The organism is Klebsiella pneumoniae, from assembly GCF_000742135.1.
Classification (GTDB): domain Bacteria; phylum Pseudomonadota; class Gammaproteobacteria; order Enterobacterales; family Enterobacteriaceae; genus Klebsiella; species Klebsiella pneumoniae.
The window spans coordinates 4,960,897-4,978,285 of record NZ_KN046818.1 but is presented as its reverse complement, the minus strand read 5'-3'; the positions used below and the strand labels follow the sequence as shown (position 1 = coordinate 4,978,285).

Genomic DNA, 17,389 nt, shown 5'->3' with positions numbered 1-17,389 from the left:
TAATGTTATTCACAGGGACGGTACCATGAGTGAGATAGCATTGACGGTCAGCGTGCTGGCGCTGGTGGCGGTGGTTGGGTTGTGGATCGGCAATGTCAAAATCCGCGGCGTTGGCTTTGGTATTGGCGGCGTGTTATTTGGCGGCATTATCGTCGGCCACTTTGTCGATCAGGCGGGCGTCGCCCTCAGCAGCCCGATGCTGCATTTTATTCAGGAATTCGGCTTGATCCTGTTTGTCTACACCATCGGTATTCAGGTGGGGCCGGGCTTTTTCGCCTCGCTGCGGGTCTCTGGCCTGCGGCTCAATCTGTTCGCTATTCTTATCGTTATCCTCGGCGGCCTGGTGACCGCGGTGCTGCATAAGCTGTTCAATATTCCTCTCCCGGTGGTGCTCGGTATCTTCTCCGGTGCGGTGACCAACACGCCAGCGCTGGGGGCCGGGCAGCAAATTCTGCGCGATCTCGGCGTACCGTTCGAGGTGGTCGATCAAATGGGGATGAGCTACGCGATGGCGTATCCGTTCGGCATCTGCGGCATTCTGCTGACCATGTGGCTGGTGCGTCTGTTCTTTCGCATCAATGTCGAGAAAGAGGCCCAGCGGTTTGAGGAGAGCAGCGGTAACGGCCACGCCCATTTACACACCATCAACGTGCGGGTGGAAAACCCCAACCTCAACCAGATGGCGATTCAGGATGTGCCGATGCTCAACAACGACAACATCGTCTGTTCGCGGCTGAAACGCGGTGAGCTGTTGATGGTGCCTGCGCCGGGCACCCTTATCCAGGCTGGCGACCTGCTGCACCTGGTGGGGCGACCTGAGGATTTGCACAATGCGCAGCTGGTGATAGGCCAGGAGGTGGCGACCTCGCTGTCGACGCGCGGCACCGATCTGAAAGTGGAGCGGGTGGTGGTCACTAACGAAAAAGTGCTGGGAAAGAAAATACGCGATCTGCACGTCAAACAGCGCTATGACGTAGTGATCTCCCGGCTTAACCGGGCAGGCGTCGAGCTGGTAGCCAGCAGCAGCGCCAGCCTGCAGTTTGGTGACATCCTCAACCTGGTCGGCCGTCCGGAGGCAATTGACGCCGTGGCCGCCGAACTGGGTAACGCTCAGCAGAAGCTGCAGCAGGTCCAGATGCTGCCGGTGTTTATCGGCATCGGACTCGGGGTACTGCTGGGATCTATCCCGTTGTTTATTCCCGGCTTCCCTGCAGCATTGAAGCTGGGACTGGCCGGTGGGCCGCTGATTATGGCGCTGATCCTTGGGCGTATCGGCAGTATCGGCAAGCTGTACTGGTTTATGCCGCCGAGCGCCAACCTGGCGCTGCGCGAGCTGGGGATCGTGCTGTTTCTGGCGGTGGTCGGGCTAAAATCGGGGGGTGACTTTGTCGCCACCCTGACCCAGGGCGATGGTCTGAGCTGGATCGCTTACGGTATTTTCATCACCGCCATCCCGCTGCTGACGGTGGGCGTCCTCGCGCGCATGCTGGCGAAAATGAACTATCTGACGCTGTGCGGCATGCTGGCCGGCTCCATGACCGACCCGCCGGCGCTGGCCTTCGCCAACAACCTGCACGCCACCAGCGGCGCAGCGGCGCTCTCTTACGCCACCGTCTATCCGCTGGTGATGTTCCTGCGCATTATCACCCCGCAGCTACTCGCCGTGCTGTTCTGGGGGCTAAGCTAGCGGGCTTTGCGCCTGGACGCGGCGCAGGTGATAGTCCACCTGATACTCGCTGGCGTTGCGGAACATGACCGAATAGTTAAGAAACTCGCCGCTGTCGCTGTAGGAAAGGGAGGTAATACGCAGCAGCGGCGTCTGCTCCGGGACGTTCATTGAGCGCGCCAGCTGCTTGTCCGCCAGCACCGGCGTCAGCGTTTCATAGTTCCCGCTGATGATGATCCCGCACTCTTTCTCAATATAATCAAATTTCGACCCTTCCAGATGACTCAGCGACAGGTTGCGGAACAGCTTCACCGGCATATAGCTATCCTCCAGCATCAGCGGCTTGCCGTCGACGTAGCGCACCCGCCGTGAGAAGTAGATCCGTTCATCAATTTTAATCCGCAGCAGACTGGCGATGGCCGGCGGGGCGGGCATCACCTCGAAGGCCTGCACCTGACTCACCACCTCTTTACCCTGCTTGCGCAGCACTTCCGCCAGGCCGGTCAGATTGCTGGTTTCATGATGGACGTCTTTACGCGCCACGTAAGTTCCCGAGCCGTGGCGACGCACAACCAATCCCCAGTCCACCAGCAGATCGATGGCTTTGCGAATAGTCATGCGCGCCACTCCGAACTCCTCGGCCAGTTTTTTCTCTCCTGGTAGCGGGCTGCCGATGGCGAAGTCGGCGGAATTCAGCCGCAGCCGCAGGCGGTCAGCAATGGATTTGTAGATCACCAGTAGTCCTCTTGTGCAGGAAAAGGGGATGTCGCTTTGTGCTCTTTTTTCTAAAAAAATATATTAATTACAATCAATTAAGACACATTCATTTAGTTAATTTCGCTGCCTGACTTATCGATGTCTAACTTTTGTTACCGAAGTAGACAACTTTGGCCAAATTAAAACCATGAATGGGATCACGAATCGCAACGGCGCGGCATGTTGTCGGACGGGCAAATTTTTATTCTCCAGTCAGGCCGGTAATCAAGAAAAAGAAGGCCACTCACCCTACGAGTTGTTACATGAGGATTTCCCAATGCTCAGTCAAATACAACGCTTTGGCGGCGCCATGTTTACCCCGGTTTTGTTGTTTCCTTTTGCCGGGATCGTGGTCGGTATCGCCATCATGCTGCGCAACCCGATGTTCGTCGGCGAAGCGCTGACCGCACCCGACAGCCTGTTTGCCCAGATCGTTCACATCATTGAGGAGGGCGGCTGGACCGTCTTTCGTAATATGCCGCTGATTTTCGCCGTCGGTCTGCCGATCGGCCTGGCGAAACAGGCCCAGGGCCGGGCCTGTCTGGCGGTGCTGGTGAGCTTTCTCACCTGGAACTACTTTATCAACGCCATGGGGATGACCTGGGGCCACTTCTTCGGCGTCGATTTTTCCGCTGAACCCACGGCCGGCAGCGGCCTGACGATGATTGCCGGGATTAAAACCCTCGACACCAGCATTATCGGCGCCATCGTCATCTCCGGTCTGGTGACGGCCCTGCACAATCGCTATTTCGATAAACCCCTGCCGGTATTCCTCGGCATCTTTCAGGGTTCATCGTTTGTGGTCATTGTCGCCTTCCTCGCGATGATCCCTTGCGCCTGGCTGACCCTGCTCGGCTGGCCAAAGGTCCAGCTGGGTATTGAATCGCTGCAGGCCTTTCTGCGCTCAGCCGGGGCGCTTGGGGTGTGGGTTTACATCTTCCTTGAGCGCATCCTGATCCCCACCGGCCTGCACCACTTCGTCTATGGCCCGTTCATCTTTGGCCCGGCGGTGGTGGAGGGCGGACTGCAGGTCTACTGGGCAGAGCATCTGCAGGCGTTCAGTCAGAGTACGGAACCGCTGAAGACGCTGTTCCCGGAGGGCGGCTTTGCCCTGCACGGTAACTCGAAAGTGTTTGGTTCGGTGGGGATTGCGCTGGCGCTCTACTTCACTGCCGCGCCGGAAAACCGCGTCAAGGTCGCCGGTCTGCTGATCCCTGCCACCCTGACCGCGATGCTGGTCGGGATCACCGAGCCGCTGGAGTTCACCTTCCTCTTCATCTCGCCGCTGCTGTTCGCCGTTCACGCGGTGCTGGCGGCGACTATGGCGACGGTGATGTACATCTGCGGGGTGGTAGGCAACTTCGGCGGCGGCCTGCTCGATCAATTCTTGCCGCAAAACTGGATCCCAATGTTCCATCACCACGCTTCGATGATGTTCATTCAGATAGGCATCGGCCTCTGTTTCACCGCCCTCTACTTCGTAGTCTTCCGCACCCTGATCCTGCGTCTGAACCTGAAGACGCCTGGCCGGGAAGAGAGCGAAATCAAGCTCTACAGCAAGGCCGATTACCAGGCGGCACGAGGTAAAACCACGGCCGCCGCCGCGCCAGAGACCCGGCTGGGTCAGGCCGCTGGCTTCCTGCAGGCCCTCGGCGGCGCCGACAACATTGAAAGCATCAACAACTGCGCCACCCGACTGCGCATCGCGCTGGTCGATATGGCGAAAACGCAAAGTGACGACGTCTTTAAAGCGCTGGGCGCCCACGGGGTAGTACGCCGCGGCAACGGGATTCAGGTCATCGTCGGCCTGCACGTTCCCCAGGTGCGCGACCAGCTGGAAAACCTGATGAAAGATTCTCTTTCGACCGAACATACCACCATGACGGAGGCAGTATCATGAAAAAATTCTCAGTTGTTATCGCAGGCGGCGGCAGCACCTTCACCCCGGGCATTGTCCTGATGCTGCTGGCAAACCAGGATCGTTTTCCGCTGCGGTCGCTGAAATTTTACGACAACGACGGCGCGCGCCAGGAGACCATCGCCGAGGCGTGCAAAGTGATCCTCAAAGAGCAGGCGCCGGAGATTGAATTCAGCTATACCACCGATCCGCAGGCGGCGTTTACCGATGTTGATTTTGTCATGGCGCATATCCGCGTCGGGAAATATCCGATGCGTGAACAGGATGAGAAAATCCCGCTACGCCACGGCGTGCTGGGCCAGGAGACCTGCGGACCGGGCGGGATCGCCTACGGTATGCGCTCTATCGGCGGCGTGCTGGAGCTGGTGGATTATATGGAAAAATATTCGCCGAACGCCTGGATGCTTAACTACTCCAACCCGGCGGCGATTGTGGCGGAAGCCACTCGTCGTCTGCGGCCGAACGCCAAAATCCTCAACATCTGCGATATGCCGATCGGCATTGAAGGGCGGATGGCGCAGATTGTCGGCCTCAAAGACCGTAAACAGATGCGCGTGCGCTACTACGGCCTCAACCACTTCGGCTGGTGGACCTCGATTGAGGACCTCGACGGCAATGATTTGATGCCGAAACTGCGCGAATATGTGGCGAAATACGGCTATGTGCCGCCCTCGAACGATCCGCACACCGAGGCCAGCTGGAACGACACCTTTGCCAAAGCGAAAGATGTGCAGGCGCTGGATCCGCAGACCATGCCGAACACCTACCTGAAATATTATCTGTTCCCGGACTATGTGGTAGCCCACTCCAACCCGGAACGCACCCGCGCCAATGAGGTGATGGATCATCGGGAGAAAAACGTCTTCAGCGCCTGCCGGGCGATCATCGCCGCCGGGAAATCCACCGCCGGCGATCTGGAGATTGACGAGCATGCCTCCTATATCGTCGATCTGGCGACGGCTATCGCCTTTAACACGCAGGAAAGGATGCTGCTGATTGTGCCGAACAATGGCGCGATCCATAACTTTGACGCCGACGCGATGGTGGAGATCCCTTGTCTGGTAGGCCACAACGGACCGGAGCCGCTGACGGTAGGCGACATCCCGCATTTCCAGAAAGGGCTGATGAGCCAGCAGGTGGCAGTGGAAAAACTGGTGGTCGATGCCTGGGAACAGCGCTCTTACCACAAGCTGTGGCAGGCGATTACCCTGTCGAAAACCGTGCCGAGCGCCTCGGTGGCGAAAGCGATCCTCGACGACCTCATTGCCGCCAACAAAGATTATTGGCCTGAGCTGCATTAATCCCCGTTGTACTACCGGCGCCCTGCGGGGCGCCGGTTCTTCTCCCCGGTTCCTGATTTACGCTATGCTGAAGCCTGCAGCGCGATGAACAAGGAACTGTAATGAAAATCTCCCGCCTCGGCGAAGCGCCGGATTACCGCTTTTCGCTGGCTAACGAACGCACCTTTCTGGCATGGATCCGCACGGCGCTCGGTTTTCTCGCCGCCGGCGTCGGCCTTGACCAGTTAGCGCCGGACTTTGCCACGCCGCTGATCCGTGAAATTCTCGCCCTGCTGCTGTGTCTCTTTGCCGGCGGCATGGCCATCTATGGCTATCTGCGCTGGCTGAATAACGAGAAGGCGATGCGTCTCAAGCAGGACCTTCCCTATACCCGCACGCTGCTGGTGATTAGCATTCTGCTGCTGGCGGTGGTGGCCGCGGTGATGCTGCTGGTGGTGTATGGCGGATAAACGCCGGGCGCGGCGGGAAAGCGATCCCGGTCTTCAGCCAGAGCGCACCTCGCTGGCCTGGTTTCGCACCCTGTTGGGCTACGGCGCGCTGATGGCGCTGGCGATTAAGCACAGCTGGCACCGCGCCGGCCTGCCGTTCTGGCTGTCGATCGGCGTGCTGGCGATTGTGGCGGTGATCCTCTGGGGCTATACCCGCCGTCGTCATCTGATGGATGTCGACGATAGCGATTTTTTACAGCCGCGGGCGGTTCGTGACAAATTTTTGATCGCACTCGCAGTACTTTCTCTGGCATTCCTGTTTGCTGTTACTCACCTTCAACCGATCGTTTTATTCATTAGGGATATGTCATGACAGGATGTCCGGCGAATTTGCCTCTCACTCATGCCCCCGGCCAGCAACATGACACTCCCTTTCAGGCTGTCGTGGTGGAGGCGCATCATTGCCATCAACCGCAGGCGTTCTATGCACAGCTTCGTCAACAGGGGCTCACCGCTATCCATTTTATTCCGCAGCTGGCGGCCGGCGACGCCGCGCTTTGGGGAGAGTTTCTCTGCGCAGTCTTTCACCGCTGGGTGCGGGAAGATATTGGGCGCATCAATATTTTACTGTTTAGCGAGACGCTGAGCGCCTGGTGTGGGGAGACGCTGACCCAGCCAGGCGCGCCGGCGGCCAACAGCGCCTGCTACGGCTGCCCGTGGCTGCGCCTGTGCCGCTGTGGCGAACAGGAAGACCCGCTGTGCGCGGGTTACCGGCAGTTCTACGATTTTAGCGGGCCCTATATGCGAGTGATGCGGGACCTGCGACGACAGCAGCGGCCGCCAGAGGCGCTGATGCCGCTGCTGCGCTAAAGATTAGCGCCCCTTCGCCAGGTACTGCGCCATCTCCTCTTCCGGCACCATGCCGCCGCCGGTGGCCCACACCAGGTGGGTGGCCTGCTGCAGCTGTTGCTCACTCAGCCCCTGCAGCTGATGGTACGCTTTGCTGGCGCAGACCCGCTGCGCTCCGGCCATCCCGGCCAGCGCGGAGGGTTCAAGGCGGATATTTTCCGCTGCCGCCAGCCAGCCCAGCATGTCATACATCGTCTGGTCGTCAAGGGTATAGAACCCGTCGAGCAGGCGCTCCATTGCCCGGCCAACGAACCCGGACGCCCTGCCGACCGCCAGACCGTCGGCCGCGGTCAGGTTATCAATACCTAAATCCTGCACCGCTATCTGGTCGTGGAGCCCGGTATAGACGCCGAGCAGCATGCATGGCGAATGGGTCGGTTCGGCGAACAGGCAGTGAACGTGGTCGCCGAAGGCCAGCTTCAGGCCAAATACCACGCCGCCGGGGCCGCCGCCGACGCCGCACGGCAGATAGACGAACAGCGGGTGATCGGCATCGACCACGCGCCCTGCTTTGGCAAACTGCGCCTTCAGGCGCTCGCCGGCTACGGCATAGCCGAGGAACAGCGTGCGTGAGTTTTCATCATCAATGAAAAAGCAGTTCGGATCGGATTCCGCTGCCTTGCGCCCCTGTTCGACCGCCACGCCATAGTCCTCTTCATACTCAACCACCGTTACGCCGTGGCTGCGCAGTTTGGCTTTTTTCCACGCCCTGGCATCGGCGGACATATGCACCGTGACTTGAAAACCAATGCGCGCGCTCATGATGCCGATCGACATCCCAAGGTTGCCGGTGGAGCCGACGGCGATGCTGAACTGGCTAAAGAACTGTTTAAACTCCGGCGTCAGCAATTTGCGATAATCGTCTGCGGTCGTCAGCAGCCCGGCTTCCAGCGCCAGCTTTTCCGCATGGGTCAGCACTTCATAAATCCCACCGCGCGCTTTGATTGAGCCGGAGATTGGCAGATGGCTGTCTTTTTTCAGCAGCAGTTCGCCGCTAATTGGCTGGCCGAATTTTTGCTCAAGGCTGCGTTTCATTGCCGGAATGGCAACCACTTCTGATTCGATAATCCCGCAGCTCGCGGCGGTTTCCGGGAAGGCTGCCGCCAGATAGGGCGCGAAGCGCTGAAGGCGGGCATGGGCGTCTTGCACATCGTCGGCGGTCAGACCGACGTAAGGCAACCCCTCCGCCAGGGTGGTGGTTGCCGGGTTAAACCAGGTAGTTTCTTTCAGGGCGATCAGATCCTGCACAAGCGGGAAGGTCGCGGTTAAGGTGGTCAGGTCAGCGTTTTTCATATTACGTCTCGTTCGCTTAGATGATGAAAGAAAGCAGGAAGGTGGCGGCCAGTGCAAGTAGCGACGCGATAAATGTCGCTGTCGTGTAGTACTTGAACGTTTCACTGAGGCTGGCGCCGCAGTACTGTTTTACCAGCCAGAACAGGGAATCGGTGACGATCGTGCAGCCAATGGCGCCGGAACCGATGGCAATGGCGATGATCTCCGGGCTTACGCCGGGATAAAGCGGCAGCATCGGGGCAACGATGGCGGTAGCGCCCATCATCGCCACGGTGGCGGAGCCAACGGCGGCGTGCAGGATAAGCGCCACCAGCCAGGCCAGCAAAATCGGGTGCATATCAAGGTTCGACAGGATCACCGCGAGGCTATCGGCCAGGCCGCTGGATTTCAAAATCGCGTTGAATGCGCCGCCGGCGCCGATAATCAGCAGGATGTTGGCGATGGACCCAAAGCCGTTTTCGGTATGAGTCAGCAGAACGCCCATCCCCATTTGCCGACGGATGCCGAGCATGTAATAGGCGACAAAGACGGCGATAAACATCGCGGTGATGGGGTTGCCGATAAATTCCAGCACTGTATACAGCGTGCCGCCTTTCGCCATATTCAGTTCAGCGACGGTTTTCACCAGCATCAGGCCAATCGGTAACAGCACGGTAAACAGCGTAGCGCCGAGCGACGGCAGCGTCGATTCTTCGCGAACGTCGAGGTTGGAAAACTCGGCTGGCACTGGTTTAAACGGCAGGCGGTTGCCGAGCAGCCTGAGGAACAGCGGGCCGCCGACCAGCGAGGCGATCAGACCGACCAGCAGGCCATAGACGATAACCGTCCCGATATCAGCCCCCAGTTTATTCGCCACGAACAGCGCGGCCGGATGCGGCGGTACCACGCAGTGCACCGCCATCAGCGCGGTACACAGCGGAATAGCCAGCTTCAGCAGCGAAGTATTGGTTTTTTTGGCGATGGAGAATGCCAGCGGGATCAGCAGCACCACCCCGACTTCGACAAACAGGGTAATGCCGCAGATCAGGCCGACCAGCACCATAATCACATCCGCCGACAGCCAGCGGCAGCGCTGGAGCGTCAGGCCGATGCGCTCCGCCGCGCCGGAGACCTCCATCATCTTGCCGAGAATGGTGCCGAGACCGATCACCGCCGCCAGGAAGCCCAGCGTACCGCCGATCCCGCTCTCAATGGCGTTGACCATCTCCAGCGGGCCCATTCCCATCATCGCACCGACGAAAAAGCTCGCCAGCAGCAGCGCCAGAAACGGATGAAACTTCAGTTTGACGATGGTTAATACAATTAACACGATGCTAATCAGCAATGTGCTCACAACCCAAATTTGCGATTCCATACCCCACCTCGCCGTAAGTAACGTGTGGTTATTGAACAGAAACTCGGCATGGGCTGACAAACGATATAAATGACCTTTCAGATGAGCCAAATTGAATCAAAAAGGTGATTTAGCTCTAAAAGTGACCTCTAAATATGCTATGGGTCAAATTAACTCATCCTTTAGCGGAAGTTCCGGCATTATTTTTTTATCATCCAGACTCCCTATTATCGCCAGGAGCGCATAATGGATGTGCTAAAAACCTTAGGTACCCGGTTGCTGAACGGCTGGCAACTCTCCAGGCTGTCGACGTTTGAGGTGGCGGCGCGGCACGAGTCGTTCGCCCTTGCCGCCGACGAGCTGGCGCTCACCCCAAGCGCCGTCAGTCACCGGATTAATCAGTTGGAAGAGGAGCTGGGGATCCAGCTCTTTGTCCGCTCGCACCGCAAAGTGGAGCTGACGCGTGAAGGGAAGCGCGTTTACTGGGCGCTGAAGGCGTCGCTGGATGGTCTCAATCAGGAGATTCTGGACATCAAAAACCAGGAGCTCTCCGGCAGTCTGACGGTCTACTCGCGGCCCTCTATCGCCCAGTGCTGGCTGGTGCCGGCGCTGGGGGATTTCAGTCGCCGCTACCCGGCCATCTCGCTGACCGTGCTGACCGGCAACGATAACGTCAACCTGCAGCGGGCGGGTATCGATCTGGCAATCTATTTTGATGACGCGCCGTCGTCGCAGCTAAGCCACCATTTTCTGATGGATGAGGCGATCGTGCCGGTATGTACGCCGTATTACGCCCGCCAGCTGCAGTTAACGTCAAATCCTGCCAGTCTGCGCCACTGTACGCTGCTTCACGATCGCCAGGCATGGAGCAATGATTCCGGCACCGATGAATGGTTCAGTTGGGCACAACAATTTGGGATTGAACTGCCGCAATCGTCGGGCATTGGCTTCGATCGTTCTGATTTAGCGGTGATTGCGGCGATGAATCATGTCGGGGTAGCGATGGGGCGTAAACGGCTGGTGCAGAAGCGGTTAGAGAGCGGCGAGCTTATCGCGCCGTTCGGCGATATGACGCTGAAATGCCATCAGCATTATTACGTGACCACCCTGCCGGGCCGCCAGTGGCCGAAAATCGACGCCTTTATCGAGTGGCTGCATAGCCTGACCTGAAAAAGAGCCGGGCTATCCCTCGGAGTTGTTAGGGAGGCCGGGTAAGGCGTGCGCCGCCACCCGGCAAAATGACGGCACTGCGCTTGCGCGGGCCGGCAGACGACCAGTCCGGTAGCCCGGATAAGGCGTCAGCCGCCATCCGGGGAACGGCCGCCGCGCTTATACCGGCTGCTGATGGTGGGTGAAGCGCGAGGCCAGCGGCAGCCAGCACAGCAGAATCAACAGGCCCATCAGCATCATCAGCAGGCCGAGGCTGCCCTGACCGGTTTGCGGCAACATCGCCGACAGCCAGGCCAGCACGCCGGAGCCGATATTCTGCAAGCCGCCCACCAGCGCCCCGGCGGTTCCGGCGAGGAACGGGAACGGCTCCATCGCGCCGCTGGTGGCCAGCGGGAACAACATCCCGGCGCCGAAGAAGAACAGCGCCGCAGGCACCAGCAGGGTCCAGACGGTCATGATGCCCAGCAGCCCTGGGATCCACATCATCAGACCCGCCAGCAGGCAGCAGATCACCGACTGCCACATCAGGGTCGGGAAACGCTTGTTCGGCCGGCCGGCAAACCACGCCCCGAAGAACGCCGCCGGGATCGGCAGAATAAACAGAATACTCACCGCCATGCTGCTCAGGCCGAGCACCGCGCCCATCAGCACCCCGGAGCAGGCTTCGAATACCGCAATCCCCGCCAGGCCGCCGATCAGCATCAGCAGATAGCAGTTAAAGGCGCCGGTGCCGAACAGCGTTTTGTAGCTGGCCAGAAGTTTGGTGCGCGGCGCCCCTTCCGGGCGCGTTTCCGGCATCCACTTCGCCATGCTGAAGGTCACCCCGGCGCACAGGAGCAGCAGGAAAGCGTAGCAGGCGCGCCAGCTCCACAGGGTGTCAAGGATGCCGCCGAGCAGCGGCGCAATCAGCGGGCTGACCAGAATACCCATATTTAACAGGCTATTGGCATGACGCAGCTGAGCGCCTTCGTACAGGTCGCGGGGCAGGGTACGCGCCATCACGCCGCCGACCCCGGTGCCCATCCCCTGCATGGCGCTGGCGGCGATCAGCACCGGCAGGCTATGGGTGGTAATAGCTACCAGCGTCGCCAGCATAAAAATCGACATCCCGACGAGGATCACCGGGCGGCGACCGACGCGGTCAGAGAGCGGGCCGTAGAATAGCTGTGAAATACCGTAGGTCAGCAGGTAGGCCGCCATCACGCTTTGTACCGCCCCTTCGCGGACGTTCAGCGCGACCGCCATGTCGGCGATGGCCGGAATATAAATGGTCTGCGCCATCTGGCCGACGGCCACCAGCAGTACCAGCATCAACAACAAATTGAAGTTCTTATGCCGTTTCATGTCGATGAATACTTTGTGAGTAAAGAGAAATGAAGAATATGTGACTGGCACATCCCGTAAACGATGGAGGAATCTACCATATTAAAATGACAGAACAACTGCAAAGTGCCGATTGTTGAGGGAATTCCAGGCAGATTATGTAAACAGGAACGGCAACTAATGTTGCCATCTCAGGCTACGCCAGGCGCAGGAGGATCGCCCCGGCGGCAATCCCGCAGGCGGCCACGATGCGCAGCGGCATCAGTTGCTCTTTCAGGACGATAAAGGCGATCAGCGCGCCGAAGAGAATGGAGGTTTCACGCAGCGCGGCGACCACCGCCAGCGGGGCCTGGGTCATCGCCCATAGCGCCAGGCCGTAGGAGCCCATGGTGCCGATCCCGCCGAGGATGCCTTTTTTCCAGTGCTGACGTAAATAACGACTGGCCTCACGCCGTCGCGCCACCATCGCCCAGCACAGCAGGCAGAAGCCGTTCATAAAAAAGGTCCACAGGGTGTAGCCCAGCGCCGAGCCCGCCAGCCGGACGCCGGTGCCGTCCACCAGCGTATAACCGGCGATAAAGCAGGCGTTGATCAGCGCCAGCACGATGCCTTTGCGCGAGCTGGCGCGGCCGTTAAAGGCCATCGCCAGAATCGCCAGGCAGATGACGCCGATGCCCAGCCAGGCCAGCGGCGACAGACGATCGCCGAGGAACAGCACGCTTATCGCTGCCACCAGCAGCGGCGCAGTGCCGCGCATCAGCGGATAGGTCTGGCTCATATCCGATACCTGGTAGGTCTTCGCCACCAGCACCGTATACACCACCTGTAACGCGCACGACGCCAGCAGATAGGGGGCGCTGACCAGCGCGGGCTGCGGGGCAAAGGGCAGCATCACCAGGGCGATCAGCGCGGCCGAGCCGCTGACGCCGATCGCCGCGTACATTTTATCGCCGCTGGCTTTGACGATAGCGTTCCAGCTGGCGTGCAGCAGGGCGGCGAACAGCAAAATGCAGAATACGGTGAGGGTCATCGCAGACAGGTTCAACAGTGAAGGTCACCGGAATGTAACACGCGCCCGCGCTGCCTGCCAGCGGGGGGTTAAAGCGAACAAAACAGGCGATGCGTCACCCGCGGTTCATCGTACACCGGGCGAAAACCAAGCCTTTCATAAAAGGGCCAGGCCTGCGCCGGGGCATGGGTGTTGAGAAAGTCGAACCAGGCGCTGGAGTGGGTGATAACCGAGACCAGCAGCTGCTGGCCGATGCCCCGGCGACGATAGCGTTCGCTGATGTAGAGGTGGCGAATGCGCCCGGCCCGCGGCTGCGGACTGAAGGGATCGCTATTGATGCCGCATACCCCTACCAGCTGGTGGTTGACGAAGGCGCCCAGCAGCGTTTCGCCCGGCGCGTTAAAGCGGTTTTTGCCGCTCTGCCAGTTTTCCGCCAGGCGGCGCAGCATATTGAAATGCTGTTCAAGGCTTTCAATTCGTAGCGCCGCGAACCCCGGGGCATCCGGCGTCGTGGCAGCAATTAACAGGGGTGGCATAGCATCCTCCATCAAGTCATCCCGGGACGCCCGGCGGGCGCCTGCAGGGGGGCGGTTTCCCGCCCCCCTCAGGTGCGACTTGAACCTGAATCAGCGGAGCTGTTTCAGGACTGCATCAAGTAGTTGCAACACAGCAACCATGAGTTTCAGGATCAAAATAATAATATCCATTCCGCCCATACGCGCGTCTCCTGTGGTTAAGGAGCACAATAAGCTGACGTACCTTTCCGCTGCCCGTTGCCAGCTTATCCCTGCCTGTCGCCGGCGGCGTCTGCCCTGGCCGATAGTTCGTCCTTTCCATGAACGGCTTCCCGGCCCGCCGCCTGCAACGACAGGGGTGCGCAGCGCTGAGCCACGCGTTGCCGCGCGGGCCAGTGACTGCACGTTGTTGACGTAACACAGTGTGCTCTCTCGGGGTTAAGGCACTGACGGCACCACCCGTTTCAGCCAGGACTTCGTTGCGCCGGTCAAACTTGCGGCCCCCGAATGGCACAAAGTGAACACACCCAGTATAGATAAATACTGTATGGATGAACAGTATTTTTTGGACAAATCCGCCCCTCTTATCCATACTCTATGACAGAGAAAAACCGACCTTAAATTGCGCGAACTGCAGCGATCGCGTATACTTTTGGCGTTGACGTAATACAGTGTGCTTGCGGCTACCACCTGTAACCATGCTGATAAAAACCTCGCTCCGGCGGGGTTTTTTGTTTTCTGTCCTTTTGCGCCGAACTGTGATCTTTCGCGCAAATTTTCGTGGATGAAAATAAATCCATTGTGAAAACGTAAAACCTGTGTTTGTATAAATTCAGCTTATTTTTCGACACAACAGGTCCCTAATGAACGCAACCCTGATCGCTTCGACCCTACTAAAAACCGCGCCAGCCGCGGTGGTCGTCGTGTCTGTGGTGGTCGTCGTCGGCAATGCGCCGTAGGGTCCGGAACAACACGAATTCCAAACCCCGCCGGCGCAAACCGAGCGGGGTTTTTTGTTGGCGAGCCCCCCGGTAAAGTCGGCCCAGAAGAAAAGGACTGGAGCATGGCAAGTTCGGGCACCACATCAAACACAATGCGCTTTACCGGCGCGCAGCTGGTTGTTCATTTACTGGAGCGCCAGGGTATCACTATGGTCAGCGGCATTCCGGGCGGCTCCATCCTGCCTATCTACGATGCCTTAAGCCAGAGCACGCAGATCCGCCACATCCTGGCGCGCCACGAGCAGGGCGCGGGCTTTATCGCCCAGGGGATGGCGCGTACCGAAGGCAAGCCGGCGGTCTGTATGGCCTGCAGCGGCCCGGGGGCGACGAACCTGGTGACGGCGATCGCCGATGCCCGCCTGGATTCGATTCCGCTGGTCTGCATCACCGGCCAGGTACCGGCCTCGATGATCGGTACCGACGCCTTCCAGGAAGTGGACACCTACGGCATCTCTATCCCCATCACCAAACATAACTATCTGGTGCGCGACATTGCCGAGCTGCCGCAGGTGATCAGCGACGCCTTCCGTATTGCCCAGTCCGGGCGTCCCGGGCCGGTGTGGATAGACATTCCTAAGGACGTGCAGTCGGCGACCATTGAGCTGGAAGCGCTGCCTGAGCCTGGCGAGCGCGCCCCGGCACCGGCATTCGCGCCTGAAAGCGTGCGTGAAGCGGCGGCAATGATCAACGCGGCGAAACGCCCGGTACTGTATCTGGGCGGCGGGGTGATTAACGCGCCGCAGGCGATCCGTGAGCTGGCGGAAAAAGCCAACCTGCCGACCACCATGACCTTAATGGCGCTGGGCATGCTGCCGAAGGCGCACCCGCTGTCGCTGGGGATGCTGGGGATGCACGGCGCGCGCAGCACCAACTTCATTCTGCAGGAGGCGGATTTACTGATTGTTTTAGGCGCCCGTTTTGATGACCGGGCGATTGGCAAGACCGAGCAGTTCTGCCCGAACGCGAAGATTATCCACGTCGATATCGACCGCGCCGAACTGGGCAAAATTAAGCAACCGCACGTGGCGATTCAGGGCGATGTGGCGGAAGTCTTAGCCCAGCTGAACCCGCAGATTGAGGCGCAGCCGCGCGAGGAATGGCGCCAGCTGGTGGCCGACTTGCAGCGCGAATTCCCCTGCGCCATCCCGCAGGAAAGCGACCCGCTCTCCCATTACGGCCTGATTAACGCCGTGGCCGCCTGCGTGGATGATGAAGCGATCATCACTACCGACGTTGGCCAGCACCAGATGTGGACGGCGCAGGCCTACCCGCTCAATCGTCCGCGCCAGTGGCTGACCTCCGGCGGCGATCGGCGCGGCGCTGGCGAATCCGCAGCGCAAGGTTATCTGCTTCTCCGGCGACGGCAGCCTGATGATGAATATTCAGGAGATGGCCACCGCCGCCGAAAATCAGCTGGATGTAAAAATTATCCTGCTGAACAACGAAGCGCTGGGGCTGGTGCATCAGCAGCAGAGCCTGTTCTATCAGCAGGGCGTTTTTGCCGCCACCTATCCGGGGATGATTAACTTTATGCAGATTGCCGCCGGTTTTGGCCTGCAAACCTGTGATTTAAATAATGAAGTCGATCCGCAGGCGGCGCTGCAGGCGATCATCGACCGTCCGGGGCCGGCGCTGATCCACGTGCGCATCGACGCACAGCAGAAAGTGTATCCGATGGTACCGCCGGGTGCGGCCAATACTGAAATGGTGGGGGAATAAGCCATGCAAAAACAATGTGACAACGTCATTCTGGAACTCACCGTCCGCAACCATCCCGGCGTCATGACCCACGTGTGCGGGCTTTTTGCCCGTCGCGCGTTTAACGTCGAAGGCATTCTCTGTCTGCCAATTCAGGGCAGCGAACACAGCCGCATCTGGCTCTTGGTAAATGATGACCAGCGACTGGGGCAGATGATTAGCCAGATTGAAAAGCTGGAAGATGTCACCAAAGTGGCGCGTAACCAGTCCGATCCCACCATGTTTAACAAAATTGCGGTGTTCTTCGAATAGCGCTCAAGGCTTGAACAGCCACGTGCTTATCGCTAAGGTAAGCGCCTTTACCGGATGACGCTGCGCTTATCCGGCCTACAGGCAGTGAATCCGTAGGCCGGATAAGGCGTTTACGCCGCCATCCGGCGTTTTCAGGCACCAGGACACACCATGACCACCATCGCCCTTATTGACGATCATTTGATTGTCCGCTCCGGCTTTGCTCAGCTGCTGGGGCTGGAAGCTGATTTTCAGGTTGTCGCCGAATTTGGTAGCGGCCGCGAGGCGCTGACGGGGCTACCGGGGCGCGGCGTGCAGGTCTGTATCTGCGATATCTCAATGCCGGATATTTCCGGGCTGGAGCTGCTCAGCCAGCTGCCGAAGGGGATGGCGACCATCATGCTGTCGGTACACGATAGCCCGGCGCTGATCGAGCAAGCGTTGAATGCCGGCGCGCGCGGCTTCCTGTCGAAACGCTGCAGCCCCGATGAACTTATCGCCGCGGTACGCACGGTGGCGGCGGGCGGTTGCTATCTCACGCCGGATATCGCCATGAAGCTGGCCGCCGGGCGCCAGGATCCGCTCACCAAACGCGAGCGTCAGGTGGCGGAAAAGCTGGCGCAGGGCATGGCGGTGAAAGAGATTGCCGCCGAGCTCGGTCTGTCGCCGAAAACCGTCCACGTACACCGCGCCAACCTGCTGGAAAAGCTGGGCGTCAGCAACGACGTTGAGCTGGCGCGCCGCATGTTCGATAGCTGGCAATGAAGGCCGTCGTCTC

18 protein-coding genes and 1 pseudogene are annotated in these 17,389 nt (G+C 59.4%); 12 read left to right on the top strand and 7 right to left on the bottom strand.

The genetic code is table 11. From position 1 onward, the window contains the following. Positions 1 to 25 precede the first annotated feature (25 nt). Entirely contained in the window at positions 26 to 1,687 is a 1,662-nt protein-coding gene (locus DR88_RS02470; protein ID WP_015959172.1) for a putative transporter, read from the top strand. Here DR88_RS02470 and DR88_RS02475 read toward each other — a convergent pair. After that, positions 1,679 to 2,401 carry a GntR family transcriptional regulator gene (locus DR88_RS02475; protein WP_025861328.1) on the bottom strand — a complete coding sequence of 241 codons (723 nt, stop codon included), beginning with the start codon at positions 2,399 to 2,401 and terminating at the stop codon, positions 1,679 to 1,681. The genes DR88_RS02470 and DR88_RS02475 overlap by 9 nt on opposite strands. Positions 2,402 to 2,699: 298 nt before the next feature. Between DR88_RS02475 and DR88_RS02480 the strand changes: the two genes are divergently transcribed. The 5 genes from DR88_RS02480 to DR88_RS02500 all read left to right on the top strand — a co-directional run bounded on the left by DR88_RS02480 (position 2,700) and on the right by DR88_RS02500 (position 6,939). Next, positions 2,700 to 4,322 carry an alpha-glucoside-specific PTS transporter subunit IIBC gene (locus DR88_RS02480; RefSeq protein WP_002923307.1) on the top strand — a complete coding sequence of 541 codons (1,623 nt, stop codon included), beginning with the start codon at positions 2,700 to 2,702 and terminating at the stop codon, positions 4,320 to 4,322. Further along, positions 4,319 to 5,641 carry a 6-phospho-alpha-glucosidase gene (locus DR88_RS02485; protein ID WP_002923306.1) on the top strand — a complete coding sequence of 441 codons (1,323 nt, stop codon included), beginning with the start codon at positions 4,319 to 4,321 and terminating at the stop codon, positions 5,639 to 5,641. Before DR88_RS02480 ends, DR88_RS02485 begins: the two co-directional genes overlap by 4 nt. Positions 5,642 to 5,742: 101 nt before the next feature. Then, positions 5,743 to 6,090 carry a YidH family protein gene (locus tag DR88_RS02490; RefSeq protein WP_002923305.1) on the top strand — a complete coding sequence of 116 codons (348 nt, stop codon included), beginning with the start codon at positions 5,743 to 5,745 and terminating at the stop codon, positions 6,088 to 6,090. Then, on the top strand, positions 6,080 to 6,442 hold the full coding sequence (locus DR88_RS02495) for a DUF202 domain-containing protein (RefSeq protein WP_002923304.1): 363 nt from the start codon (positions 6,080 to 6,082) through the stop codon (positions 6,440 to 6,442). Before DR88_RS02490 ends, DR88_RS02495 begins: the two co-directional genes overlap by 11 nt. Positions 6,443 to 6,516: 74 nt before the next feature. Beyond that, on the top strand, positions 6,517 to 6,939 hold the full coding sequence (locus DR88_RS02500) for a radical SAM protein (RefSeq protein WP_004889115.1): 423 nt from the start codon (positions 6,517 to 6,519) through the stop codon (positions 6,937 to 6,939). A gap of 3 nt (positions 6,940 to 6,942) precedes the next feature. Here DR88_RS02500 and dsdA read toward each other — a convergent pair whose 3' ends face one another. Continuing rightward, entirely contained in the window at positions 6,943 to 8,271 is a 1,329-nt protein-coding gene (gene dsdA, locus DR88_RS02505; RefSeq protein ID WP_032444000.1) for a D-serine ammonia-lyase, read from the bottom strand. A gap of 16 nt (positions 8,272 to 8,287) precedes the next feature. Further along, complete coding sequence (dsdX, locus tag DR88_RS02510) at positions 8,288 to 9,625, bottom strand: D-serine transporter DsdX (protein WP_004173855.1); 1,338 nt, start codon at positions 9,623 to 9,625, stop codon at positions 8,288 to 8,290. Positions 9,626 to 9,716: 91 nt separating this feature from the next. Here dsdX and DR88_RS31140 point away from each other — a divergent pair, with 91 nt between their 5' ends. Together DR88_RS31140 and dsdC are read left to right on the top strand one after the other, a co-directional pair. Next, positions 9,717 to 9,851 (top strand): hypothetical protein, encoded by a 135-nt coding sequence (locus DR88_RS31140; RefSeq protein ID WP_004150275.1) that lies wholly within the window; start codon positions 9,717 to 9,719, stop codon positions 9,849 to 9,851. Beyond that, positions 9,851 to 10,774 carry a DNA-binding transcriptional regulator DsdC gene (gene dsdC / locus DR88_RS02515; RefSeq protein ID WP_004150274.1) on the top strand — a complete coding sequence of 308 codons (924 nt, stop codon included), beginning with the start codon at positions 9,851 to 9,853 and terminating at the stop codon, positions 10,772 to 10,774. Before DR88_RS31140 ends, dsdC begins: the two co-directional genes overlap by 1 nt. A gap of 159 nt (positions 10,775 to 10,933) precedes the next feature. Here the strand turns inward: dsdC and emrD are convergent, their stop codons facing one another. The 4 genes from emrD to tisB all read right to left on the bottom strand — a co-directional run bounded on the left by emrD (position 10,934) and on the right by tisB (position 13,852). After that, positions 10,934 to 12,118 carry a multidrug efflux MFS transporter EmrD gene (emrD, locus tag DR88_RS02520; RefSeq protein WP_025861323.1) on the bottom strand — a complete coding sequence of 395 codons (1,185 nt, stop codon included), beginning with the start codon at positions 12,116 to 12,118 and terminating at the stop codon, positions 10,934 to 10,936. A 175-nt stretch (positions 12,119 to 12,293) separates the two neighbouring features. After that, positions 12,294 to 13,127 carry an EamA family transporter gene (locus DR88_RS02525; protein WP_002923296.1) on the bottom strand — a complete coding sequence of 278 codons (834 nt, stop codon included), beginning with the start codon at positions 13,125 to 13,127 and terminating at the stop codon, positions 12,294 to 12,296. A 68-nt stretch (positions 13,128 to 13,195) separates the two neighbouring features. Further along, entirely contained in the window at positions 13,196 to 13,642 is a 447-nt protein-coding gene (locus DR88_RS02530) for a GNAT family N-acetyltransferase (RefSeq protein ID WP_002923294.1), read from the bottom strand. A gap of 90 nt (positions 13,643 to 13,732) precedes the next feature. Then, complete coding sequence (gene tisB / locus DR88_RS02535; protein WP_073901707.1) at positions 13,733 to 13,852, bottom strand: type I toxin-antitoxin system toxin TisB; 120 nt, start codon at positions 13,850 to 13,852, stop codon at positions 13,733 to 13,735. 632 nt (positions 13,853 to 14,484) lie between these two features. Here tisB and ivbL point away from each other — a divergent pair. From ivbL to uhpA, 4 genes and pseudogenes are all read left to right on the top strand, one after another. Beyond that, on the top strand, positions 14,485 to 14,580 hold the full coding sequence (gene ivbL / locus DR88_RS28660) for an ilvB operon leader peptide IvbL (protein WP_002923286.1): 96 nt from the start codon (positions 14,485 to 14,487) through the stop codon (positions 14,578 to 14,580). Between the two features lie 104 nt (positions 14,581 to 14,684). Next, positions 14,685 to 16,341, top strand: a pseudogene (ilvB, locus tag DR88_RS02540) (acetolactate synthase large subunit). Between the two features lie 3 nt (positions 16,342 to 16,344). Continuing rightward, complete coding sequence (ilvN, locus tag DR88_RS02545; RefSeq protein ID WP_002923283.1) at positions 16,345 to 16,632, top strand: acetolactate synthase small subunit; 288 nt, start codon at positions 16,345 to 16,347, stop codon at positions 16,630 to 16,632. A 150-nt stretch (positions 16,633 to 16,782) separates the two neighbouring features. Continuing rightward, the gene (gene uhpA / locus DR88_RS02550) at positions 16,783 to 17,376 is read left to right on the top strand and encodes a response regulator transcription factor UhpA (RefSeq protein WP_002923282.1); all 594 of its coding nucleotides are present in this window, start codon (positions 16,783 to 16,785) and stop codon (positions 17,374 to 17,376) included. Positions 17,377 to 17,389 lie beyond the last annotated feature (13 nt).